Annotated in this window: 18 protein-coding genes; 15 read left to right on the top strand and 3 right to left on the bottom strand. The window is 44.5% G+C overall.

The features are described from left to right. The first annotated feature begins 6 nt into the window (after positions 1 to 6). From clpP to ABVF09_RS02140, 8 genes are all read left to right on the top strand, one after another. Positions 7 to 600 carry an ATP-dependent Clp endopeptidase proteolytic subunit ClpP gene (gene clpP, locus ABVF09_RS02175; RefSeq protein ID WP_371068518.1) on the top strand — a complete coding sequence of 198 codons (594 nt, stop codon included), beginning with the start codon at positions 7 to 9 and terminating at the stop codon, positions 598 to 600. 409 nt (positions 601 to 1,009) lie between these two features. Beyond that, positions 1,010 to 1,441 carry a hypothetical protein gene (locus ABVF09_RS02170; RefSeq protein WP_371068517.1) on the top strand — a complete coding sequence of 144 codons (432 nt, stop codon included), beginning with the start codon at positions 1,010 to 1,012 and terminating at the stop codon, positions 1,439 to 1,441. Between the two features lie 148 nt (positions 1,442 to 1,589). Continuing rightward, positions 1,590 to 2,759 carry a sensor histidine kinase gene (locus ABVF09_RS02165; protein ID WP_371068516.1) on the top strand — a complete coding sequence of 390 codons (1,170 nt, stop codon included), beginning with the start codon at positions 1,590 to 1,592 and terminating at the stop codon, positions 2,757 to 2,759. After that, complete coding sequence (locus ABVF09_RS02160) at positions 2,737 to 3,372, top strand: response regulator (RefSeq protein ID WP_371068515.1); 636 nt, start codon at positions 2,737 to 2,739, stop codon at positions 3,370 to 3,372. The genes ABVF09_RS02165 and ABVF09_RS02160 overlap by 23 nt, the downstream gene beginning before the upstream one ends. A 133-nt stretch (positions 3,373 to 3,505) precedes the next feature. Then, on the top strand, positions 3,506 to 4,438 hold the full coding sequence (locus ABVF09_RS02155; RefSeq protein ID WP_371068514.1) for an ABC transporter ATP-binding protein: 933 nt from the start codon (positions 3,506 to 3,508) through the stop codon (positions 4,436 to 4,438). Between the two features lie 11 nt (positions 4,439 to 4,449). Next, on the top strand, positions 4,450 to 5,730 hold the full coding sequence (locus ABVF09_RS02150; protein WP_371068513.1) for an ABC transporter permease: 1,281 nt from the start codon (positions 4,450 to 4,452) through the stop codon (positions 5,728 to 5,730). A 1-nt stretch (position 5,731) separates the two neighbouring features. Next, positions 5,732 to 6,832 (top strand): ABC transporter permease, encoded by a 1,101-nt coding sequence (locus ABVF09_RS02145; protein ID WP_026570685.1) that lies wholly within the window; start codon positions 5,732 to 5,734, stop codon positions 6,830 to 6,832. Positions 6,833 to 6,991: 159 nt separating this feature from the next. Continuing rightward, positions 6,992 to 7,459, top strand: a complete 468-nt coding sequence (locus ABVF09_RS02140; protein ID WP_371068512.1) for a DinB family protein — start codon at positions 6,992 to 6,994, stop codon at positions 7,457 to 7,459. A 295-nt stretch (positions 7,460 to 7,754) separates the two neighbouring features. Here the strand turns inward: ABVF09_RS02140 and ABVF09_RS02135 are convergent, their stop codons facing one another. Next, entirely contained in the window at positions 7,755 to 7,895 is a 141-nt protein-coding gene (locus ABVF09_RS02135; protein ID WP_162832883.1) for a hypothetical protein, read from the bottom strand. Between the two features lie 347 nt (positions 7,896 to 8,242). Here ABVF09_RS02135 and purT point away from each other — a divergent pair, with 347 nt between their 5' ends. Both purT and ABVF09_RS02125 read left to right on the top strand, forming a co-directional pair. After that, positions 8,243 to 9,439: a formate-dependent phosphoribosylglycinamide formyltransferase gene (purT, locus tag ABVF09_RS02130; RefSeq protein ID WP_371068511.1), complete on the top strand. Its 1,197-nt coding sequence runs from the start codon at positions 8,243 to 8,245 to the stop codon at positions 9,437 to 9,439. 24 nt (positions 9,440 to 9,463) lie between these two features. Then, positions 9,464 to 10,543 (top strand): threonine aldolase family protein, encoded by a 1,080-nt coding sequence (locus ABVF09_RS02125; RefSeq protein WP_153461949.1) that lies wholly within the window; start codon positions 9,464 to 9,466, stop codon positions 10,541 to 10,543. Positions 10,544 to 10,691: 148 nt separating this feature from the next. Here the strand turns inward: ABVF09_RS02125 and ABVF09_RS02120 are convergent, their stop codons facing one another. Then, positions 10,692 to 10,988 (bottom strand): hypothetical protein, encoded by a 297-nt coding sequence (locus ABVF09_RS02120; protein ID WP_026570681.1) that lies wholly within the window; start codon positions 10,986 to 10,988, stop codon positions 10,692 to 10,694. A gap of 141 nt (positions 10,989 to 11,129) precedes the next feature. On the opposite strand from ABVF09_RS02120, the gene ABVF09_RS02115 reads away from it, so the two are divergent. The 5 genes from ABVF09_RS02115 to ABVF09_RS02095 all read left to right on the top strand — a co-directional run bounded on the left by ABVF09_RS02115 (position 11,130) and on the right by ABVF09_RS02095 (position 16,431). After that, positions 11,130 to 11,309, top strand: coding sequence for a hypothetical protein (locus ABVF09_RS02115; RefSeq protein WP_153461947.1), 180 nt, complete (start codon positions 11,130 to 11,132; stop codon positions 11,307 to 11,309). Between the two features lie 316 nt (positions 11,310 to 11,625). Continuing rightward, the gene (locus tag ABVF09_RS02110; protein WP_153461945.1) at positions 11,626 to 12,282 is read left to right on the top strand and encodes an alpha/beta family hydrolase; all 657 of its coding nucleotides are present in this window, start codon (positions 11,626 to 11,628) and stop codon (positions 12,280 to 12,282) included. 678 nt (positions 12,283 to 12,960) lie between these two features. Further along, positions 12,961 to 14,880 carry a threonine--tRNA ligase gene (gene thrS / locus ABVF09_RS02105; RefSeq protein ID WP_371068510.1) on the top strand — a complete coding sequence of 640 codons (1,920 nt, stop codon included), beginning with the start codon at positions 12,961 to 12,963 and terminating at the stop codon, positions 14,878 to 14,880. A gap of 787 nt (positions 14,881 to 15,667) precedes the next feature. Next, positions 15,668 to 15,901 (top strand): hypothetical protein, encoded by a 234-nt coding sequence (locus ABVF09_RS02100; protein WP_371068509.1) that lies wholly within the window; start codon positions 15,668 to 15,670, stop codon positions 15,899 to 15,901. 23 nt (positions 15,902 to 15,924) lie between these two features. Continuing rightward, on the top strand, positions 15,925 to 16,431 hold the full coding sequence (locus tag ABVF09_RS02095; protein ID WP_026570677.1) for a GNAT family N-acetyltransferase: 507 nt from the start codon (positions 15,925 to 15,927) through the stop codon (positions 16,429 to 16,431). A gap of 30 nt (positions 16,432 to 16,461) precedes the next feature. Here ABVF09_RS02095 and ABVF09_RS02090 read toward each other — a convergent pair whose 3' ends face one another. Then, complete coding sequence (locus tag ABVF09_RS02090) at positions 16,462 to 17,355, bottom strand: fructose bisphosphate aldolase (RefSeq protein ID WP_026570676.1); 894 nt, start codon at positions 17,353 to 17,355, stop codon at positions 16,462 to 16,464. Positions 17,356 to 17,358: the final 3 nt, after the last annotated feature.

Genomic DNA, 17,358 nt, shown 5'->3' with positions numbered 1-17,358 from the left:
TGTGAAATGTCCAATGTCATACCTTATGTGGTGGAACAGACAAATCGCGGAGAACGATCCTATGATATTTACTCACGGTTGTTAAAAGATCGCATCATCTTTCTCGGTTCAGAAGTGACAGATGAGACAGCGAACAGTGTAGTGGCCCAGTTACTGTTTCTTGCTGCGGAGGATCAGGAGAAAGATATATCGTTATACATCAACAGTCCTGGCGGCTCGATTACAGCAGGTTTTGCAATTTATGACACGATGCAATTTATCAAGCCGGATATTCAGACAATCTGCACCGGGTTGGCCGCATCGTTTGGTGCAATGCTTTTAGTTGCAGGAACGAAAGGGAAGAGGATGGCCTTGCCAAACAGTGAAGTGCTGATCCATCAGCCGCTGGGTGGCGCTAAAGGTCAGGCAAGCGATCTGGAAATCAGCGCACGCCGGATTTTGCAAATGCGGCAACGTATTAACAACATTATTTCCGAGAGAACCGGACAGCCAATCGAAAAAATCGAAAAAGACTCTGACCGTGACTATTTCATGACCGCCGAAGAAGCGAAAGAATACGGGATGATTGATCACGTCATTCATTTCAAGGATGCACTGTAAAATCGGGAAATGCCGATCCAATTACTGGGTCGGCCATTTTTCTCTTTATTGATGCTAAACGTCCTAACATATGAAAAGCCCATGATTACTAAAATAGTTATTAGGAGGTTGGGTTTTTATGGTAAAATCAATTGTTAAGGGTATAAAAAATGTATTTTTTCACATTTGAAAACAATCTGTACAGTAACTTGTTTATATTTATTTACAATAACCCTTTCGGAATTAATGAAGGATAAGAGAGAAAGAAATTCACCTTATTTTTGATTTTAGATTCTCTTCTTTCCAAACTTTCTTATGAACTTACATTGTCAATAAAATGTAAGGTTTTTGCTCTTTTGCTAAATGTCAGCACTGCAGAGTAAGAAATGAGGAGATTAGTATTAAAAAACTAATTGCACGTCTAACAATCATGTTGCTTTTATTAAGTGCTTGTTCGAAGAGTGAACAAGTTATTGAAATAAAAGATAAAGGTATATCAAGTTCACTATTTATTCAAAACGTGGAAGATAATTCATCCTCTGAAGAAATGACCAAGATGGTAAATGACAAACAAAAAATTGAAGATGTTCTGACTATGGTAGATGGGCTTAAAGCCAAAACGACATCTTCAGAAGAAATGATGGATAAGATGAAGTCAACGAACACTTATATGTTTGCTTTTTCTAAGGGCGAGGGATTAAAAAGGGGTAGAGCAGCACCTTATGCTTTTTACGCCTTAGAAAATGGGACCTTTATATTTCCTTACAATGATTTTAACTCTAAACAAAAACCTCTTATTACAATAGAAAAACATGAAGGGCTATTGGATGAAATGAAAAAACTGTTAGGAATTGAATTTTAGATAAAACATACAATACACCGTCGACTAAAAAAGAAATAACTCTGTAGATGGGCCCCATTCCATTTATCGATATGTTATGCAAAAAAAAACGCCGCAACCATCCTCATAGGTGATATAGTATTAACAAAGTTATTTTTTGGAGGATTCGATGTACCGTTATTCATTTTGGCTTTGGTTTTTAATAGTGGCGGGGTTATGGGGTGTTGCTCTGTTGCAACCGCAGGGAGTAGTCGGGATTTCTCCCGCCCGATGGATTGGCAGTGCTTTGTTTTTTGCTTTGTATTTTTTGCTTCCGCTCTTCCGCATGCGGGAAACAGTGCAGGCGATACTATTAAGCAGCTCCGGTCTAGTCACCATGGCTGTGTTCTGGCCGTTACATACAGATACGCCTAATTATTTCAGCTTGTTGTTGTTTGCTTACTTGGCAGGAGAGGCTGCATATCGTCTATCTGGCCGTCATGCGCTTATTTCCGGGGCGGTAATAGGAATTTGTGTCGTTCTCCCAATAGTTGAAGAAAACGGGGAATATTTTTCCTTTTCTTTTTTGTTCTTTTATTTGGGTATGCTCGGCTTGGCACTCTCCATCTTTCATCGTACCCATCAGGAAGCAGAGGAAGTTAGAGCGCGGTACGACGCCTTGCTCCATGAATACCGCGGCTTGAAGCGGAAAGCCGTTTCGGATGAAAAGCTGGCCAGGCAACAGGAACGAACGCTAATCGGCCGGGAAATTCACGACAGTGTCGGCCATAAGCTAACCAACTTATTGATGCAGCTGGAAGTGGCACGGATGGAAGCGGATGAAACCGAAAAAGAACGAATCGGTCTGTTAAAAGGATTGGCCCAGGACAGTCTGGAAGAAACCCGCCGGGCGGTCAAAGCATGGAACGAGGAAGAGGTTGGCGGTATTCCGGCAATGATTCGTCTGATACGCAAGCTGGAGGCAGAAAGCTATATCCGTATACAGTTTTCCGTCAAAAACCGTGCTTTTTCAGCACGGTTGGCGCCTGAACAAGCTGCAGCAGTATATCGGGCTGTGCAGGAATCATTGACCAATGTGATGCGCCACGGGCCGAAAAGAGAAGCTTCCATCCTATTTGAATCAGCAGGTGAACGCATCTTCCGGTTTGAAGTCACCAATCCGATTCCGTCTGGTTATCGGTTTGAAGAGGGGTATGGATTGACCGCCATGAAAGAACGCGTCCATCAGGCTGGTGGAAGTTTGGAAATCGTGGCATATAACCGCTTATTCATTGTGCGGGGGGCGTTTCCGCTGCAAAAAAAGGAGGGTGTCGCAAGTGGTTCGGATTCTATTGGCTGAGGATCAGTCGCTGGTCGCTCAGGGGCTTAAAATGATGATGGAAACAGAGGAGACCCTGCAGGTGACCGGGGAAGCGAAGAACGGAAAGGAAGCGATCGCCCTTTGTGAAAAACAGCGATTCGATTTGGCAGTCCTGGATATCCGTATGCCCGAAATGGACGGACTCGAAGCGGCCAAGGAAATCCGCAGCCGCTGGCCAAATATGAAGATTTTGATCCTGACCACGTTTAACGATGACGAGTATGCCTTGCAGGCACTGCGTTTAGGAGCTCATGGCTACATGCTCAAGGATGCGGATGCCGAAACGCTGATCCACTCGGTGAAAAGTTGTCTTGCCGGCGGTTTGCAGCTACAGGGCGAAGTAGCGGCCAAAGTGATGCCGCGCCTTCTGTTTGCGAATAATAAAGAGGTGCAAAGAGAACATCATTTAACACCCAGGGAACTGGACATTTTAAAACAAATCGGTGAAGGGAAAAGCAACAAAGAAATTGCAGCAGAATTGGCTTTATCGGTGGGAACGGTAAAAAACCACACCTCCCAGCTGTTGGATAAACTCGGGCTACGGGATAGGACACAGCTGGCTATTTACGCAATACGGAATGATTTGGTATAAAAATGTGACGCAGGTCATGGTTTGTCATTTAGATTAGTGACGGAAGACAGTATGCACGCTGTCTTCTTTTTTTTATACTTTAAAAGACATAAACCAAATCTGGTGGAAAATGGTGTTGAAGGGGGAAAGCGCTGTGCTGGAAACAACGAATTTGAAAAAAGCATTTAAAAAGAATGTAGCGGTATCCGACGTGAATTTATATTTAGATAAAGGGGAATCCGTCGGCTTGCTTGGACCGAATGGGGCTGGCAAATCGACGGCGATATCGATGATTTCATCGCTCGTTAAACCGAGCGCAGGAGATGTGACATGGCATGGGAAGAGCGTGGTCAAAGATCCGAATGTCATCCGCATGCACTTGGGAGTCGTGCCGCAGGATATCGCGCTATATAAAGAATTAACGGCTGTGGAAAATCTGCGGTTTTTCGGAAGGATTTACGGGTTGAGAGGCAAGGGACTGGAATCGCGAATGGCAAATGTATTGGAAATCGTCGGTCTGACCGAGCGCAAGAATGAACTGGTCAAACATTATTCCGGCGGGATGCAAAGACGGGTGAATATCGCGGTTGCCCTCCTTCATGAACCGGAGATCATCATCATGGATGAACCGACGGTTGGAATCGATCCGCAGTCACGCAATTACATTCTGGAAATGGTTCAAAAGCTCAACGAGGAGCAGGGAATGACTGTGTTGTACACAAGTCATTATATGGAAGAGGTCGAAAGGCTTTGCGATCGGATTTACATCATGGACCACGGCAAGGTGATCGCCTCTGGAACCAAACAGGAACTCACCGGCATTTTGTCCAGCGAAGAAACGATATGGTTGGAGCTCGATCGATCGTATCCCGGTCTGGTAGCTGAGTTGAACGACATGGAGGAAATACTCCGGGTCATCGAGACAGACAAAGGCATCAAGCTGATCACGCCGAAAAACAGCAGGCTGCTCGGGAGTATTTTTCAGGCTGCGGAACGGCAGCAGGCGCAAATCATCAGTTTGAATGTTCAAGTTCCGACACTTGAGGATGTATTCTTGCATCTAACCGGGCGCAAGTTGAGAGATTAGGGGGAGTATGGATGCTGACATTTTTAAAAAAGGACGTAGTCGTACTGCTTCGGGATCGAACGGAGCTGCTGGTGTTGCTTTTAATGCCGATTATTTTGACGGTGATTTTGGGATTTGCTTTGAACGGAATGTTTGCCGGTGGCTTTACTTCTTTCGATATGAAGGTCGCGGTGGTAGACCAAAATGATCGATCGGCAGGAATGGAACAATTCACGGAAGAAGTCAGCCAGCTTTCCATGCCTGATGCTGGTAAAAATCAACTCATGAAAGCTGCGGAATCTGCAGATCCTTCCGCCATGTTGACGAACCTGCTGGAAGACGAGGAACTCGGTCAGGTAATGGAAGTGGAAAAAATGAACGAAACCAAAGCGGAGCAAGCTCTAGGTGAGGGGGAAGTCACCGCCCTGCTGAAGATACCGGAGGATTTCACCTATCTATCGCTGAAAAGCATGCTGTTGGAGCAGGGGAAGGGTGCGGACCTTGAAGTGGTGGAAGGAAAGGATTCCGCTCTGATGGCAGGGATTTTTCATGACACGATTGATCGTTTCGTCCATACATTCAATTTTGAAACCGCCGTTGCCAAAGCTGCTGACGGGAAAGAAATGCCCGGTCCGGCGTCTGGTGGAACGGGGGAAGGTTTGGGAGGAACGATTACGGTGACAGAGCAGGAGCCGATCACCTCGATAGAATATTACTCGATAGGAATGGCTGTCATGTTTGCTATGTATGTTGCTTCCACGATTGCCTCCAAAGCTTATGTGGAAAATTATCAAAACGTCTTTGCCAGGATTCTTTTGTCTGGAAAACATCCACTCCTTTATTTATCCGGGAAGGCGATTTCCACATCCGTCTTAGTGTTTATGCAGCTTGTTCTGTTGTTTAGCATGGGAAGGTTTGTGCTTCATGCTTTTGCCGATAATTCCTGGCGGTTTTGGCTCGGTATGCTGGTGATCAGTGCTGTGTTTTCTTTATGTATCGGAGCATTGGGGGCTTTGTTGACGGCCATTACGGTGAAAGCGGAAAGCAATGTTGTTCCGGGAATTTTTTCTGGCGGTATTGTTTCTGTATTGGCCATGCTTGGAGGAAGCTTTTTTCCTGTCTCGGGCATGCCGGAATTGTTTACAAATCTCGGAAATTGGACACCGAATGGAATCATGTTGAATACAACATTACAGTGGGCACAAGGTCTTGGCCCATCGTTTATCACTCCCTTGATTGTACGGTTGCTGCTCTTGACCGTGTTGCTTATCGGACTCAGTCTGCTTATTTTTTCGAAAAGGAGGGCGGCCTGATATGAAATCTATTTTTCTTTTACAGCTGCAGCGACTGCGCCGTGAACCGATGCTGCTGCTTTCCATGACAGGAATGACCTTTCTCTTTGTGTTTTTTCTTGGAGGCTTCGGAGCCTCCGATCAAGTGGAAGTCCCGGTCTATTTCGACCAGTCGATGAATGGAAAGGAACAGGATATCCTGCTGGAAAGACTCAATCAATCGGAAAGCTATAGGTTTACAGAGACGGACCAGAAAACAGCAGAAAAACAGGTGGCATTAGGCGATATTCCTTTCGCGATGAAGGCCATGCCTGATGACTACCGGATGCTGATTGCTGCAGATGATCCGAACCAGGTGCTTGTCGATCAGTATGTCAAACAGGTCTATGCCGAAGAATTGCGTCTGCAGGAGGCAGAAAGCGCCACAGGGGAAACGGATTTGCGCAACGAGGTGGAAGCAGCCTTGAAGGAAGCGCCGATTGGATTGACCACATCGACAGCTGAAGGGGAGTCGACCTCTGGAGAATATTCCCAACGCAATCATTTCTTATTTGGCATGACGCTGTTCTTTTCGATTTACACCATCATTTTCAGTTTGAGTAAAGTGGCCGAGGAGAAACGGACCGGTACCTGGAACCGGGTGATTTTGTCGCCTGTTCGCAAGTTTCACTTGTACATCGGTCATTTAGCTTATTCATTTATGATTGGCTTTTTGCAAATCGTGATCATCTTTTCCATCTTCCGTTATGGTTTTGATTATTATATAGGTGGAAATATCGGCCTGATGCTATTGACTGTAGCCTGTTACACATTTGCAGTGGTGGCATTGGGGATGCTGTTGTTAGGATTGGTGAATAATCTCGAGCAGCTTAACGCCATTGTACCGATTGTCACGGTTAGTATGGCCATGATCGGCGGCGCCTATTGGCCGATCGAAGCGGTCAGCAATAGTATCCTGCTCGCAATGTCGAAGATTGTTCCGGTGACATACGGCATGGAGGCATTAAAAGGTTTGGCGTTGGATCAGTCGTTGTCTGCTTTGGCTCAGCCGTTGGCGATTTTGATCGTAATCGGGGTTTTTTGTATGGGTATCGGAATAAACTTGATGGAACGTAGAGCGTGAGAATCACCTTTCATACGAGAGGGCAGTCCAGTAGACAGGATTGCCTTCTTTGTTATGATAAGAGGGAAAGCGTTCCACCTTCTCTTTTGCTGGGTACATGGCATAGGTGGAAGGTGTAAGGAGAATATCATACAAAGAAAAGAACAAGGAGGCATTTTGATGAGCAAAGTAGAAGAAATCAGGAATAGCTGGTACAGTCACCGGCAAGTATTGCAGGAATTATTGGAAAAAATCGATGATAAGCATGTTGATTTCAAGCCTTGGGACGGGGCGTTTACTTTAGGTGGACTTGCTGTTCATTTGGCGACTTCCATGGAGATGTTCACCAAATCCACCAAAGAAGGTGTGTTCACTTTTCCAGATAGCAAGCCGGAATTCGAGACATTGCAGGACGTCCGGAATATAGTGGATAACTATACGCAAACTACGTTAAAGCTTTTTGAATCGATTTCGGATCACCATTTGGATAAGCGGTTAGAGATGAACGGGTTTGATGCACCTGCGGCTGTTTGGCTGGGCAATGCGAGAGACCATGAAATTCACCATAAAGGACAGCTTTTTACTTACGCGCGAATGGCAGGAGTGGAAGAAGTTCCGTTTTTTATGAAACAACCGACCAAAGGTTGAATATAGAATGGGTTGTGTTCAACAGTGCAACTCTCCACTCCGGCAAAGGAAATTCGTTTTCTACGGGCACGCAACCCCTTACTGTTACCCATGGAAAGTGAACAGAAACAGATAGGAACCTCGCCTCAAATAAAAGAATCATAGGAACCAGAGCAAAAACTGAGCGAATTCGATTAGAACTCGTTCGGTTTTCGCTTTTGTTGCCTTCTTTGTCCAGGTTCTCTATAAGGATGGGGGTACGTGATACCGGAAAGTCCTTAGGGCTTGTTTTCCAATGATAAGATGCAAGAGGACTCTAGTCATCCATTTCTTTCATTTCTTTGCGTAATTTTTTTATCTCTTCTGTTTGTTCCAAGATATTGTTATTTACTTTTCTTAAAGCGTCATAGACAGCAAAAATGCCTGCGAATACTAGGAATCCGAATAGGATATTCAAGTTATAATCCCCCTTGATCATTTCATCATACTGATACTGATTTTAACATTCGTTTCTCTCTAACAGGAAAAAAATGAACCATTTATGCTGGCAAAGCAACGGAAATTGCTTTAAGTGAGAAACAAGGTAATCGAAGAGGACTATTTGCAACACCAGATACCACAGTTTGCTGCATGCTCAGATACCTAACCGTGATAACCGAATGATATACCGTATAAGAAAAATTTGATGAAAATACGTACATTAAACGCTAAATAGTATAATTTGTTCGTTTTTTTAAAGGAGAATGGTTGTTTATAAAAGGCGTAAAAGGTATGATGTTCGTAAATGATGCAAGGGGGGATTCCATGTTTGGAGTGACGGGTCAAGAAAAGGCCATAAAAATGGTGTTGCTAGGTTCTGGGGAACTAGGCAAAGAAGTGATTATCGAAGCACAGCGTCTGGGAGTGGAAACCATTGCTATAGACCGATACCCAGCGGCGCCTGCCATGCAGGTCGCCCATCGCCATTATATCATGGATATGCTCGATGGGATTCATCTAAGGGAAGTGATTGAAACCGAGAAACCGGATTTGATCGTCCCGGAAATTGAAGCGATTGCTACAGAAACACTGGTCGAACTGGAACAGGAAGGATATCGTATAGCTCAGACGGCTTATGCAACACAGCTGACAATGGACAGGGAAGGGATTCGTCGCTTAGCAAGTGAACAGCTAAAGCTCCCAACAGCAGGTTATGCATTTGCCGAATCATTGGATGAATTGAAACAAGCTGTACATAAAATCGGGACACCGTGCGTGATCAAGCCCTTGATGAGTTCTTCAGGAAAGGGGCAGACTGTTTGCCGTACCGAGGCTGAAATCGAAGCTTCCTGGCAGGAGGCACTGAAAAGCGGACGTGGCAAAAGCGCCAGGGTAATCGTGGAAGAATTCATTACGTTTGATTCAGAAATCACCTTGATGACCGTCCGATCCTCCTCCGGTACAGTATTTTGTCCGCCAATTGGTCACAAGCAACAGGACGGGGATTATATACAGTCCTGGCAGCCCCATCCGATGAGCGAGGGGCAAATCCGGGAAGCAGAAGACATCGCCAAAAAAATCACAGATCATCTTGGAGGTTTTGGTGTTTTCGGGGTAGAATTGTTTCTTACCAGACAAGGCGTTTACTTTAGCGAAGTTTCTCCACGGCCTCACGATACGGGGATGGTAACCATGGCAACACAGGATTTATCCGAATTTGCATTACATGTACGGGCGATACTGGGATTGCCGGTAGATAAGGTGACACTTACTTCTCCTGGTGCAAGTCAAGCGGTCAAATCGGCGAGCGATATGGAATCCTATCTCTTCGAAGGTGCTGAACAGGCACTACAGACTCCTGGTACTCAGTTAAGATTATTTGGGAAGCCTACAGCCTCGATCGGACGCAGGTTGGCTGTCGTGCTTAATAAAGCAGAAGATGTAGAAGCAGCAAAACAGCAAGTGGCAGAAGCGGCGTCCAAGCTGAAAATAAAGAACACGGAGTCGGTGGAAAATAAATAGCTCTATAAAGAAAGGGGTGGAAGCATGAAAGCAACGTTGGCGGAAGCATTCAACCAAACGTCGTATCGGTTATCGGGCCATACACCGCGTAATCTAGAAGTGCTTAAACAGGCTTTGAATCAAGTGGATGGTGAAAGAGCGAGCGACCTGTATGGAAACGGAGAAATTATCGAGGGTTTTCAGCATAAAATGGCCGGATTCTTGGGAAAAGAGGCTGCAGTGTTTTTTCCGAGCGGCACAATGGCCCAGCAAATAGCGTTGAGAATATGGGCAGATGAAAAGCAGGTGAAGCGGGTCGCTTACCATCCATTGTCCCATCTGGAGATCCATGAAGAAGACGGACTGAAAGAGCTTCATCATCTCGAGACAATATTATTGGCAGACGAGAATCGTGTGATCGAGCTGGAGGATGTCACGGGGTTGGATAAAGAGATCGCATGCCTGCTGCTGGAGCTGCCGCAGCGGGAAATCGGCGGCCGGCTTCCGTCCTATGAAACCTTGGAAGCAATTTCGGATTATTGCAGAAAGCAGGGCATCCGCCTCCATTTAGATGGCGCGCGACTTTTGGAGATCCTGCCTTATTACGGAAAGTCTGCAGCAGAAATAGGTGCTTTATTCGACAGTGTCTATATCTCCATGTACAAAGGATTGGGCGGTGTGGCAGGTGCTATTCTTGCTGGTGAGAGATCTTTCACAGAGAAGTCCAAGGTGTGGAAAAGGCGGCATGGCGGTGATCTAATCAGCCTTTATCCGTACATTCTTTCGGCCGATTACTACTTTGAAAAACACAAGGACAAAATGGATCAATATTATCAGGATGCCGTGCAGTTGGCGGAGCAGCTTAATCGTTGCCCGTATATTTCAACATTGCCAGAAGTCCCGGTATCGAATATGTTCCACGTTTATATAGCGAAGGGGAAAGGGGTTGTCGAGCCTGTCTTGGCTTCAGTCTATGAGGAGACCGGGGTAGGCATCACAAGTTACATCAAAGAAAAGTATGACCAGGCTTGTTATTTTGAGGTAAGTATCGGCGATTGGTATCATGCTATCCCAAAAACTTCTTTGGAAAAAACACTAACTTTGCTTAAGGAGAGACTCAGATAGACAGGGGAATAGTAAACAGGAAACACTAGTGTGGCCTCATGTTAATCTAATAATTTCAATTTGCATAAGAAGCACTTTAATAGATCGAATCGTTATCAAAGTGCTTCTTTATATTGTTATATAAGGTTTTTAAGGTGAAAACATTCCGTTATGATCCTATATCTTTCAACCATTCCTTCAGCTTGGCTTTCGGATAATAAACTTTATGGTTGATGATGATATGGGGGATATCGGGAAAATCCTCTTTTAACGATTTTGCATCTTCCTTGGTAATCCCCATGAAATAATGGACTTCACTTTCTTTCAATAGTTGTTGGTCGTCATCGTCACTAAAGGTGTCCAACAATCCTTTTGTTTCAGGATTTTTGAAATTTTTCAGCCCTTCTCCAATAAAGTAACCAGCTGCAGCTATTCCAATTGCCAGCCAGAAAAAATCAAATTCCATGGCAATTCCTCCTATGTTATGTATATAAATTGCTTTGCTTTTGTTTACGTTTTTCTTCTCTACAAAGTTTCACTTTTTGTCCACCAGCGACAGGATGGTTGAATGGATTTTAAGCATGCTATCGGATAGGAGGTGAAAGAAATGCTGGCAGATGGACAAGATGAACACTTTGATGGTGAACGGGAAGGTGTTTATAACGATTCGATTGGTAAAGAAATCGGTGTGCAAAGCGATGCGGCTAAAGAATCGGCAAACCCTTTTCACGTGAAGGCACTGAAGAAAGAAAACGAAATGGGCCGTATGAATCGCACACGAAAGTGAGCAGGAACAAAAGCGCAAGCGCCTTGCTCACTCCCGCAAGCTTAAGAAAAGCCTCGGTGTGACGTTTTTTGTCACAGAGAGGCTTTTCTTAAGACCTCGGAGGTGTAGGCGCTGGAGCTGGATGATACAACCACACATAGAATTATCCATAAAAAGAAATATTACAATTTCCTAGACAGGGAAAACAGCGGTGGGAATGAAATCTCGCCGTTGTTTTTTTTCAGTTTAACTGTTGTGAATTATGCAGGAATTTGTTCTCCCTCAATCGAAAAATATCAATGTCAATTCAAAAGGAAACCCAGTCAGGAGGATATAAATGCATATTGAAAAAGGAATAGCACGAAAAAAGGAAGGGGAATCGGTTCCTTACAGGTATTTTCGAAATACACCAGACAATAGTAAACTGTGTGTGATGCTTCCCGGATTAGGTTACACAACGGATCAGCCATTGTTTTATTATGCTACCGGCCTGTTTTTGGAAAAAGGATTTGATGTCTTACATGTTCAATATGAGCATGACAATAGTTCCTTTATTAAGCTGGAACGGGAAGAACAATTTGAAGTCATAAGTGATGATGTAGAGAAAGTACTGGGAGAGGTAGTATCCGCAAATAAAAACACGAATATTTTTATGATGGCCAAGTCTATCGGAACCGGCGGTCTTGCGCATTTGTTTCAAAAAAGCAAGGAGAATCTGAAGATTACAAAGGTAATCTGGCTGAACCCGCTGCTGCAAATAGATACACTTTATGACTGTTTGCGCAGTAGTCGGAAAGAGAGTTTATTGCTCACTGGTAATAAGGATCAATACTTTGTAAAAGAAAGGATGAGCGAACTCGCAGACAAAAGAAATTTTAAGACGCGGATTTTAAAAGGTGCCGATCATTCTTTGGAGCATGAGGACGGAATTTACCAGTCTATTGAATGCATGAAAGTTATCATGAAGGAAATAGATATGTTCACGAACGGATAATGGAAAAGTGAATGATTATCAGTGCTTGAATCGATATGCGGAAGGTTTTGGAATCTAAAGTAAAATAGCTTCTTGACGAAACGGTTTAATTTTTATATAGTAAGTAATAATTTAACAATGAACAGTGCGAAGAAAAGGATAGGCGTTTTTCTTACCGGTTTACAGAGAGGGAAGTCAAGGCTGGGATCTTCCCAACGCAGGAGAAAAATGCACCACCTTCGAGCAGTATTGAGGAAATCAAGTATTCAATACCGCAACCGCGGCGATAAAGCGGAATGAGCCGTCACTTTTTTCAGGAGTGACGGGAAGCTGGGTGGAACCACGGGTCTGACACACACTCGTCCCTTTCGTATAGGGATGCGGTGTGTTTTTTGTTTGCAAAAAAATAGAGGAATATGCAAGGAAAAGGACAACAGTTTTTCTAAAACGGCCGACAGAGAGGGAGGTCAAGGCTGAGAGCTTCCCGGTGCAGATAGAAAAGCTTACCACCTTCGAGCAGTCCAGGGGAAGTTTTAGTAACCGGACCGCAGACGCTGCGATAAAGCCGTAACGAAGCTGTCTTGTATCATATTTACTTGACGGAAAGCTGGGTGGAACCACGGGTATCAAACACGCTCGTCCCTTATTTTTAGGGATGGCGTGTTTTTTTACTTATATGGAAAAAAGGAGCGAATAGGAATGGAATCTAACGAAATAATCGTCCGCTTCCCGGATGGAAGTGAGAAAAAGTACCGGCAAGGTGTAACGCTTGAAGAAATAGCGGGGGCGATCAGTCCGTCTTTACGAAAGAAATCGGTTGTCGGAAAAGTGAACGGCGCGTTGACAGATTTACGAAGCATTATTTCCAAGGATGCCGAAATAGAGCTGCTTGACGTTCAGTCACAAGAGGGGTTGAAGGTGATGCGTCATACTGTTGCGCATGTATTGGCACAGGCTGTCCAGCGTATTTACGGAAATGTTCATTTCGGTACAGGGCCGGTCATTGAAAATGGATTTTACTATGATTTGGAATTGAGCCAACCGGTTTCACAAGATAACCTGGAACAAATCGAGAAGGAAATGAGAAAAATCGTATCGGAAAATCTGCGAATCAAGCGTGAAGAAGTGTCAAGAAATCAGGCAAAGCAATTGTTTGCGGATGATCCGTTAAAGTTTGAACTGTTGGAGGATATCCCGGACAATGAACCAATCTCGGTGTATCGACAAGGTGAATTTATCGACTTATGCAGAGGGCCGCATCTTCCGGAGACTCGCCATATTAAAGCATTCAAACTGACACATGTCTCAGGAGCCTATTGGCGCGGAAACAGTGAAAACCAGATGCTGCAGCGTATTTATGGCGTGGCCTTCGCTTCTGATGCAGATCTAGAGGACTACTTTTCGTTTTTGCGGGAAGCGGAAAAGCGGAATCATCGCAAGCTGGGCCGTGAGCTGGACTTGTTCATGTTTTCGGAGGAAGCGCCGGGAATGCCTTTTTATTTGCCGAACGGACAGTTCATTCGCAACCGACTGGAATCCTTTTTGCGGGATATCCAAAATCGATATGGATATCAGGAAGTACGTACACCGTTCATGATGAATCAGCGGTTATGGGAACAATCCGGACACTGGAACCATTATAAAGACAACATGTATTTTTCCGAGGTCGATGACCAGCGATTTGCCTTGAAGCCGATGAATTGTCCAGGGCATATGTTGATTTTCAAAGACAAGCTACGCTCTTATCGGGAGCTGCCGATCCGTATGGCTGAGTTCGGCCAGGTCCACCGCCACGAATTCAGTGGTGCTTTGAATGGATTGCTGAGGGTTCGTACATTTTGCCAGGATGATGCCCATATTTTCGTGACAGCCGAGCAAATCGAGGACGAAATTACTTCTGTATTGAAAATGATAGATGAAGTATATCGTGCCTTCGGATTTGACTATTCCATCGAACTTTCGACAAGACCGGAAGATTCCATGGGGGAAGAGGCACTCTGGGATAAAGCGGAAGCGGCTTTAAAGGATGTATTGGAAAAACTGGATTACGACTACCGAATAAATGAGGGAGATGGAGCATTTTACGGGCCGAAAATCGATGTCCACATCAAGGATGCACTAAAGAGAAGCCATCAATGCGCGACGGTACAGTTAGACTTTCAAATGCCCGAACTATTTGACCTGGCTTATGTGGATGAAGACAACCAGAAAGTCCGTCCTGTTGTCATCCACCGTGCCGTTTTCGGGTCGATTGATCGCTTCCTGGGAATTTTGATCGAACACTTTGCCGGTGCGTTTCCGGCATGGTTTGCGCCTGTACAAGTAAAACTGATACCGGTATCCAGTGCTGTTCATGGGGATTACGCAGTAGAAGTGCAAAATCGCTTACAAACAGAAGGGGTACGAGTTGAAGTAGATTTACGAGAGGAAAAAGTCGGTTACAAAATGAGGGAAGCACAAGTCAAAAAGACACCATATATAGTAGTGATCGGTGACAAGGAGAGAGTCAATCAATCGATTAATGTCAGGAAATATGGTCAGAAGGAATCGGAAGAATTGAAACTGGATGACTTTATTAATCGATTGAAGGAACAGGTTGATAAGAGAGAGAGTTTATAAGCAAATGCCATTTATTTGAGTGGGGAGGACAGGAAAACATAAAAAGGTCGGGAAAGAATAGGACCACCTGTAAAGAGGCTGGGACAAATGTATCTTGGTTAAGAATGCCGCTTTGCCAAGTGGATCTTCAGCTCGAGCTCATTCCGCAGGAGACTGCGTACCTTGCCTCCGTTCACGTAAAATTACTCGCAAACGAGCGAGGCGCCACTCCTGGCTGATTTCTGTTTTCTTCTCATACCGTTGCCTTGAAAGCTAAACCGTATGGAAAGAGGAGTACTTCTTTTTTATTTTTATGGTGTTGGTCCGCAAGCTTCAATTTCCAAATAAAATACCTTCCGTGCTGTTTTCATCTTCGTCTCTGTTTAGAAACCTTAACAGTCAGAAGAATACGATTCTATTTATTTTGTTTTGATTATAAAAAAATGGGACCCGAAAACGTAGCGGAGGCAAGATACGGAGACTCCAACGGGAATAGCTCGAGCTGAAAATCCCGGAGGAAAGCGTCTTTTGCTTTCTGAGGAAGTTGAAGCCGTGCCCGTGGAACACGTAGTATCTTGCCGTAGCAAACCCAGACACGTAAGTCTATCGAAGGAACACAAACTTTAAAAACCGAACGAATTTGATTGATCGTTCAAATTCGCTCGGTTTTTGTTTGGTGCCAAGCTTTTGTCCCGGCCGCTTTGCATTGGCTACTATGCTTTTGTCCGATCTGCTTGTCTTTCTATTAAAATTTTGCCATAATTTAGAAAACAGTAGGGATATAATCTAAAAGGGAGCGTTAATTACTTTGCAGATAATAATGTTGATCGTGAGCAGCATCACTTTTGTTTTTTTCGGTATGGTCGTTCTGGTACCGTCGTTCAACCCACCTGATTATTTGCTGTTTGGTGTGTTGACCGTACTCTTGGTGTTGATGGGAACAGACAATCTGATGGACAGTCGGAAAAAGGTCGGAGTGATTTTTTTGGTTACGGCTTCTGTTACATGTTTGACCGCTCTAAAGGAATTGATTGTCCATTAATATACAGGAGGGAGAGTTACCGTATGGATTACTCGTTGAAAAAAATGACCCAGCAGCAGGCGGAAGAAATCGCTTATCAGTGGCATTACCCAGATGAATATCGTTTTTATGATATGGAAGCGGATGAAGAAGATTTGGAAGAGTTTTTAGATGCAGATCAAAGAGCAGAAGATTACTATGTTGTTGAAAAGAATGGTCAATTGATGGGATTCTTTTGTTTTCATCCAAAGCAACATGGTAAGGTGGAAATCGGACTAGGTATGAAGCCGGAATGGACGGGTAAGGGAAAAGGTCTGGGCTTTCTTCAGTCTGGTCTACAATTCGCCATCCTGAATTATCGTCCATCAGCGATTACGTTATCCGTGGCAGCCTTTAATAAACGGGCGATCAAGCTATACACAAAGGCTGGCTTTGCGGAAACAGGTACATTCATGCAAAACACCAATGGAGGCTGTTATGAATTTGTTTCCATGGCATGGTCTCCTGACAGCCAACACAGGGAAAATGAGGAAACCAGCAAGTCTCAATGAGAGAGCTTGCTGGTTTTCTTCTCTAAAACTTTACTTTTTATTTACCGATGCATCGTAAATGGAATTCACGGCTTCGCCAAGGGCTGCATTGAATTCTTCTTCGCTTTGGTTGACATTCAAATCAGCGCTCAGTGCTCTGGAGAAGCTTGCAATCAGCCCGTCATTTTCTTTCAGCTTCTCGTTGGCTTCATCGCGGGAATACCCGCCGGAAAGCGCGACGACTCTTACAACGCGTGGATGGTCGATTAATTCTTTGTACGTGTTTGCCACCGTTGGAATCGATAATTTCAGCATCACATTGTCTTGCTCGTCCAGTTTATTTAAGTGGTCGAGAATTTCGTTTTTCAAAATTTGTTCGGATTTTTCTTTGTCATTGCTGTGGATATCCACTTCTGGTTCTATGATCGGCACCAAGCCGGCTTCGATGATTTGCTTGCCGATTTCGAACTGCTGCTCAACGACAGCTTTGATGCCTTCTGGGTTAGCCTCTTTGATGACAGAGCGCATTTTTGTACCGAAAATATTCCGTTCATTAGCACGTCTGAGTGTTTCCTCTAAGTCGTGGATAGGTTTCATCAATTGAACGCCGTTTGATTCATCGGCCAGTCCTTTATCGACTTTCAGAAACGGGACGATGCCTTTTTCATCCGCAAGGTAGTCAGCGGTATATTTACCCTCGATCTCACGGTCCATTGTCTGTTCGAACAGAATCGCTCCCAGAATGCGATCTGAGTCGAAAGCAGGGGATGTGATGATCCGTGTACGCATTTCATGGACGAGATCAAACATTTCATCCTCGTTTGAATAAGCATCTTCGGAAACGCCGTAACCCGCCAAAGCCTTCGGAGTACTTCCGCCGCTTTGGTCCAGGGCGGCGATAAAGCCTTTCCCGTTTTTGATTTTCTCGAATTGATTTGTTTGCATCTT

The organism is Sediminibacillus sp. JSM 1682029, assembly GCF_041366435.1.
Taxonomy (GTDB): domain Bacteria; phylum Bacillota; class Bacilli; order Bacillales; family Amphibacillaceae; genus Sediminibacillus; species Sediminibacillus terrae.
This window is presented reverse-complemented; position numbering and strand designations above follow the sequence as displayed.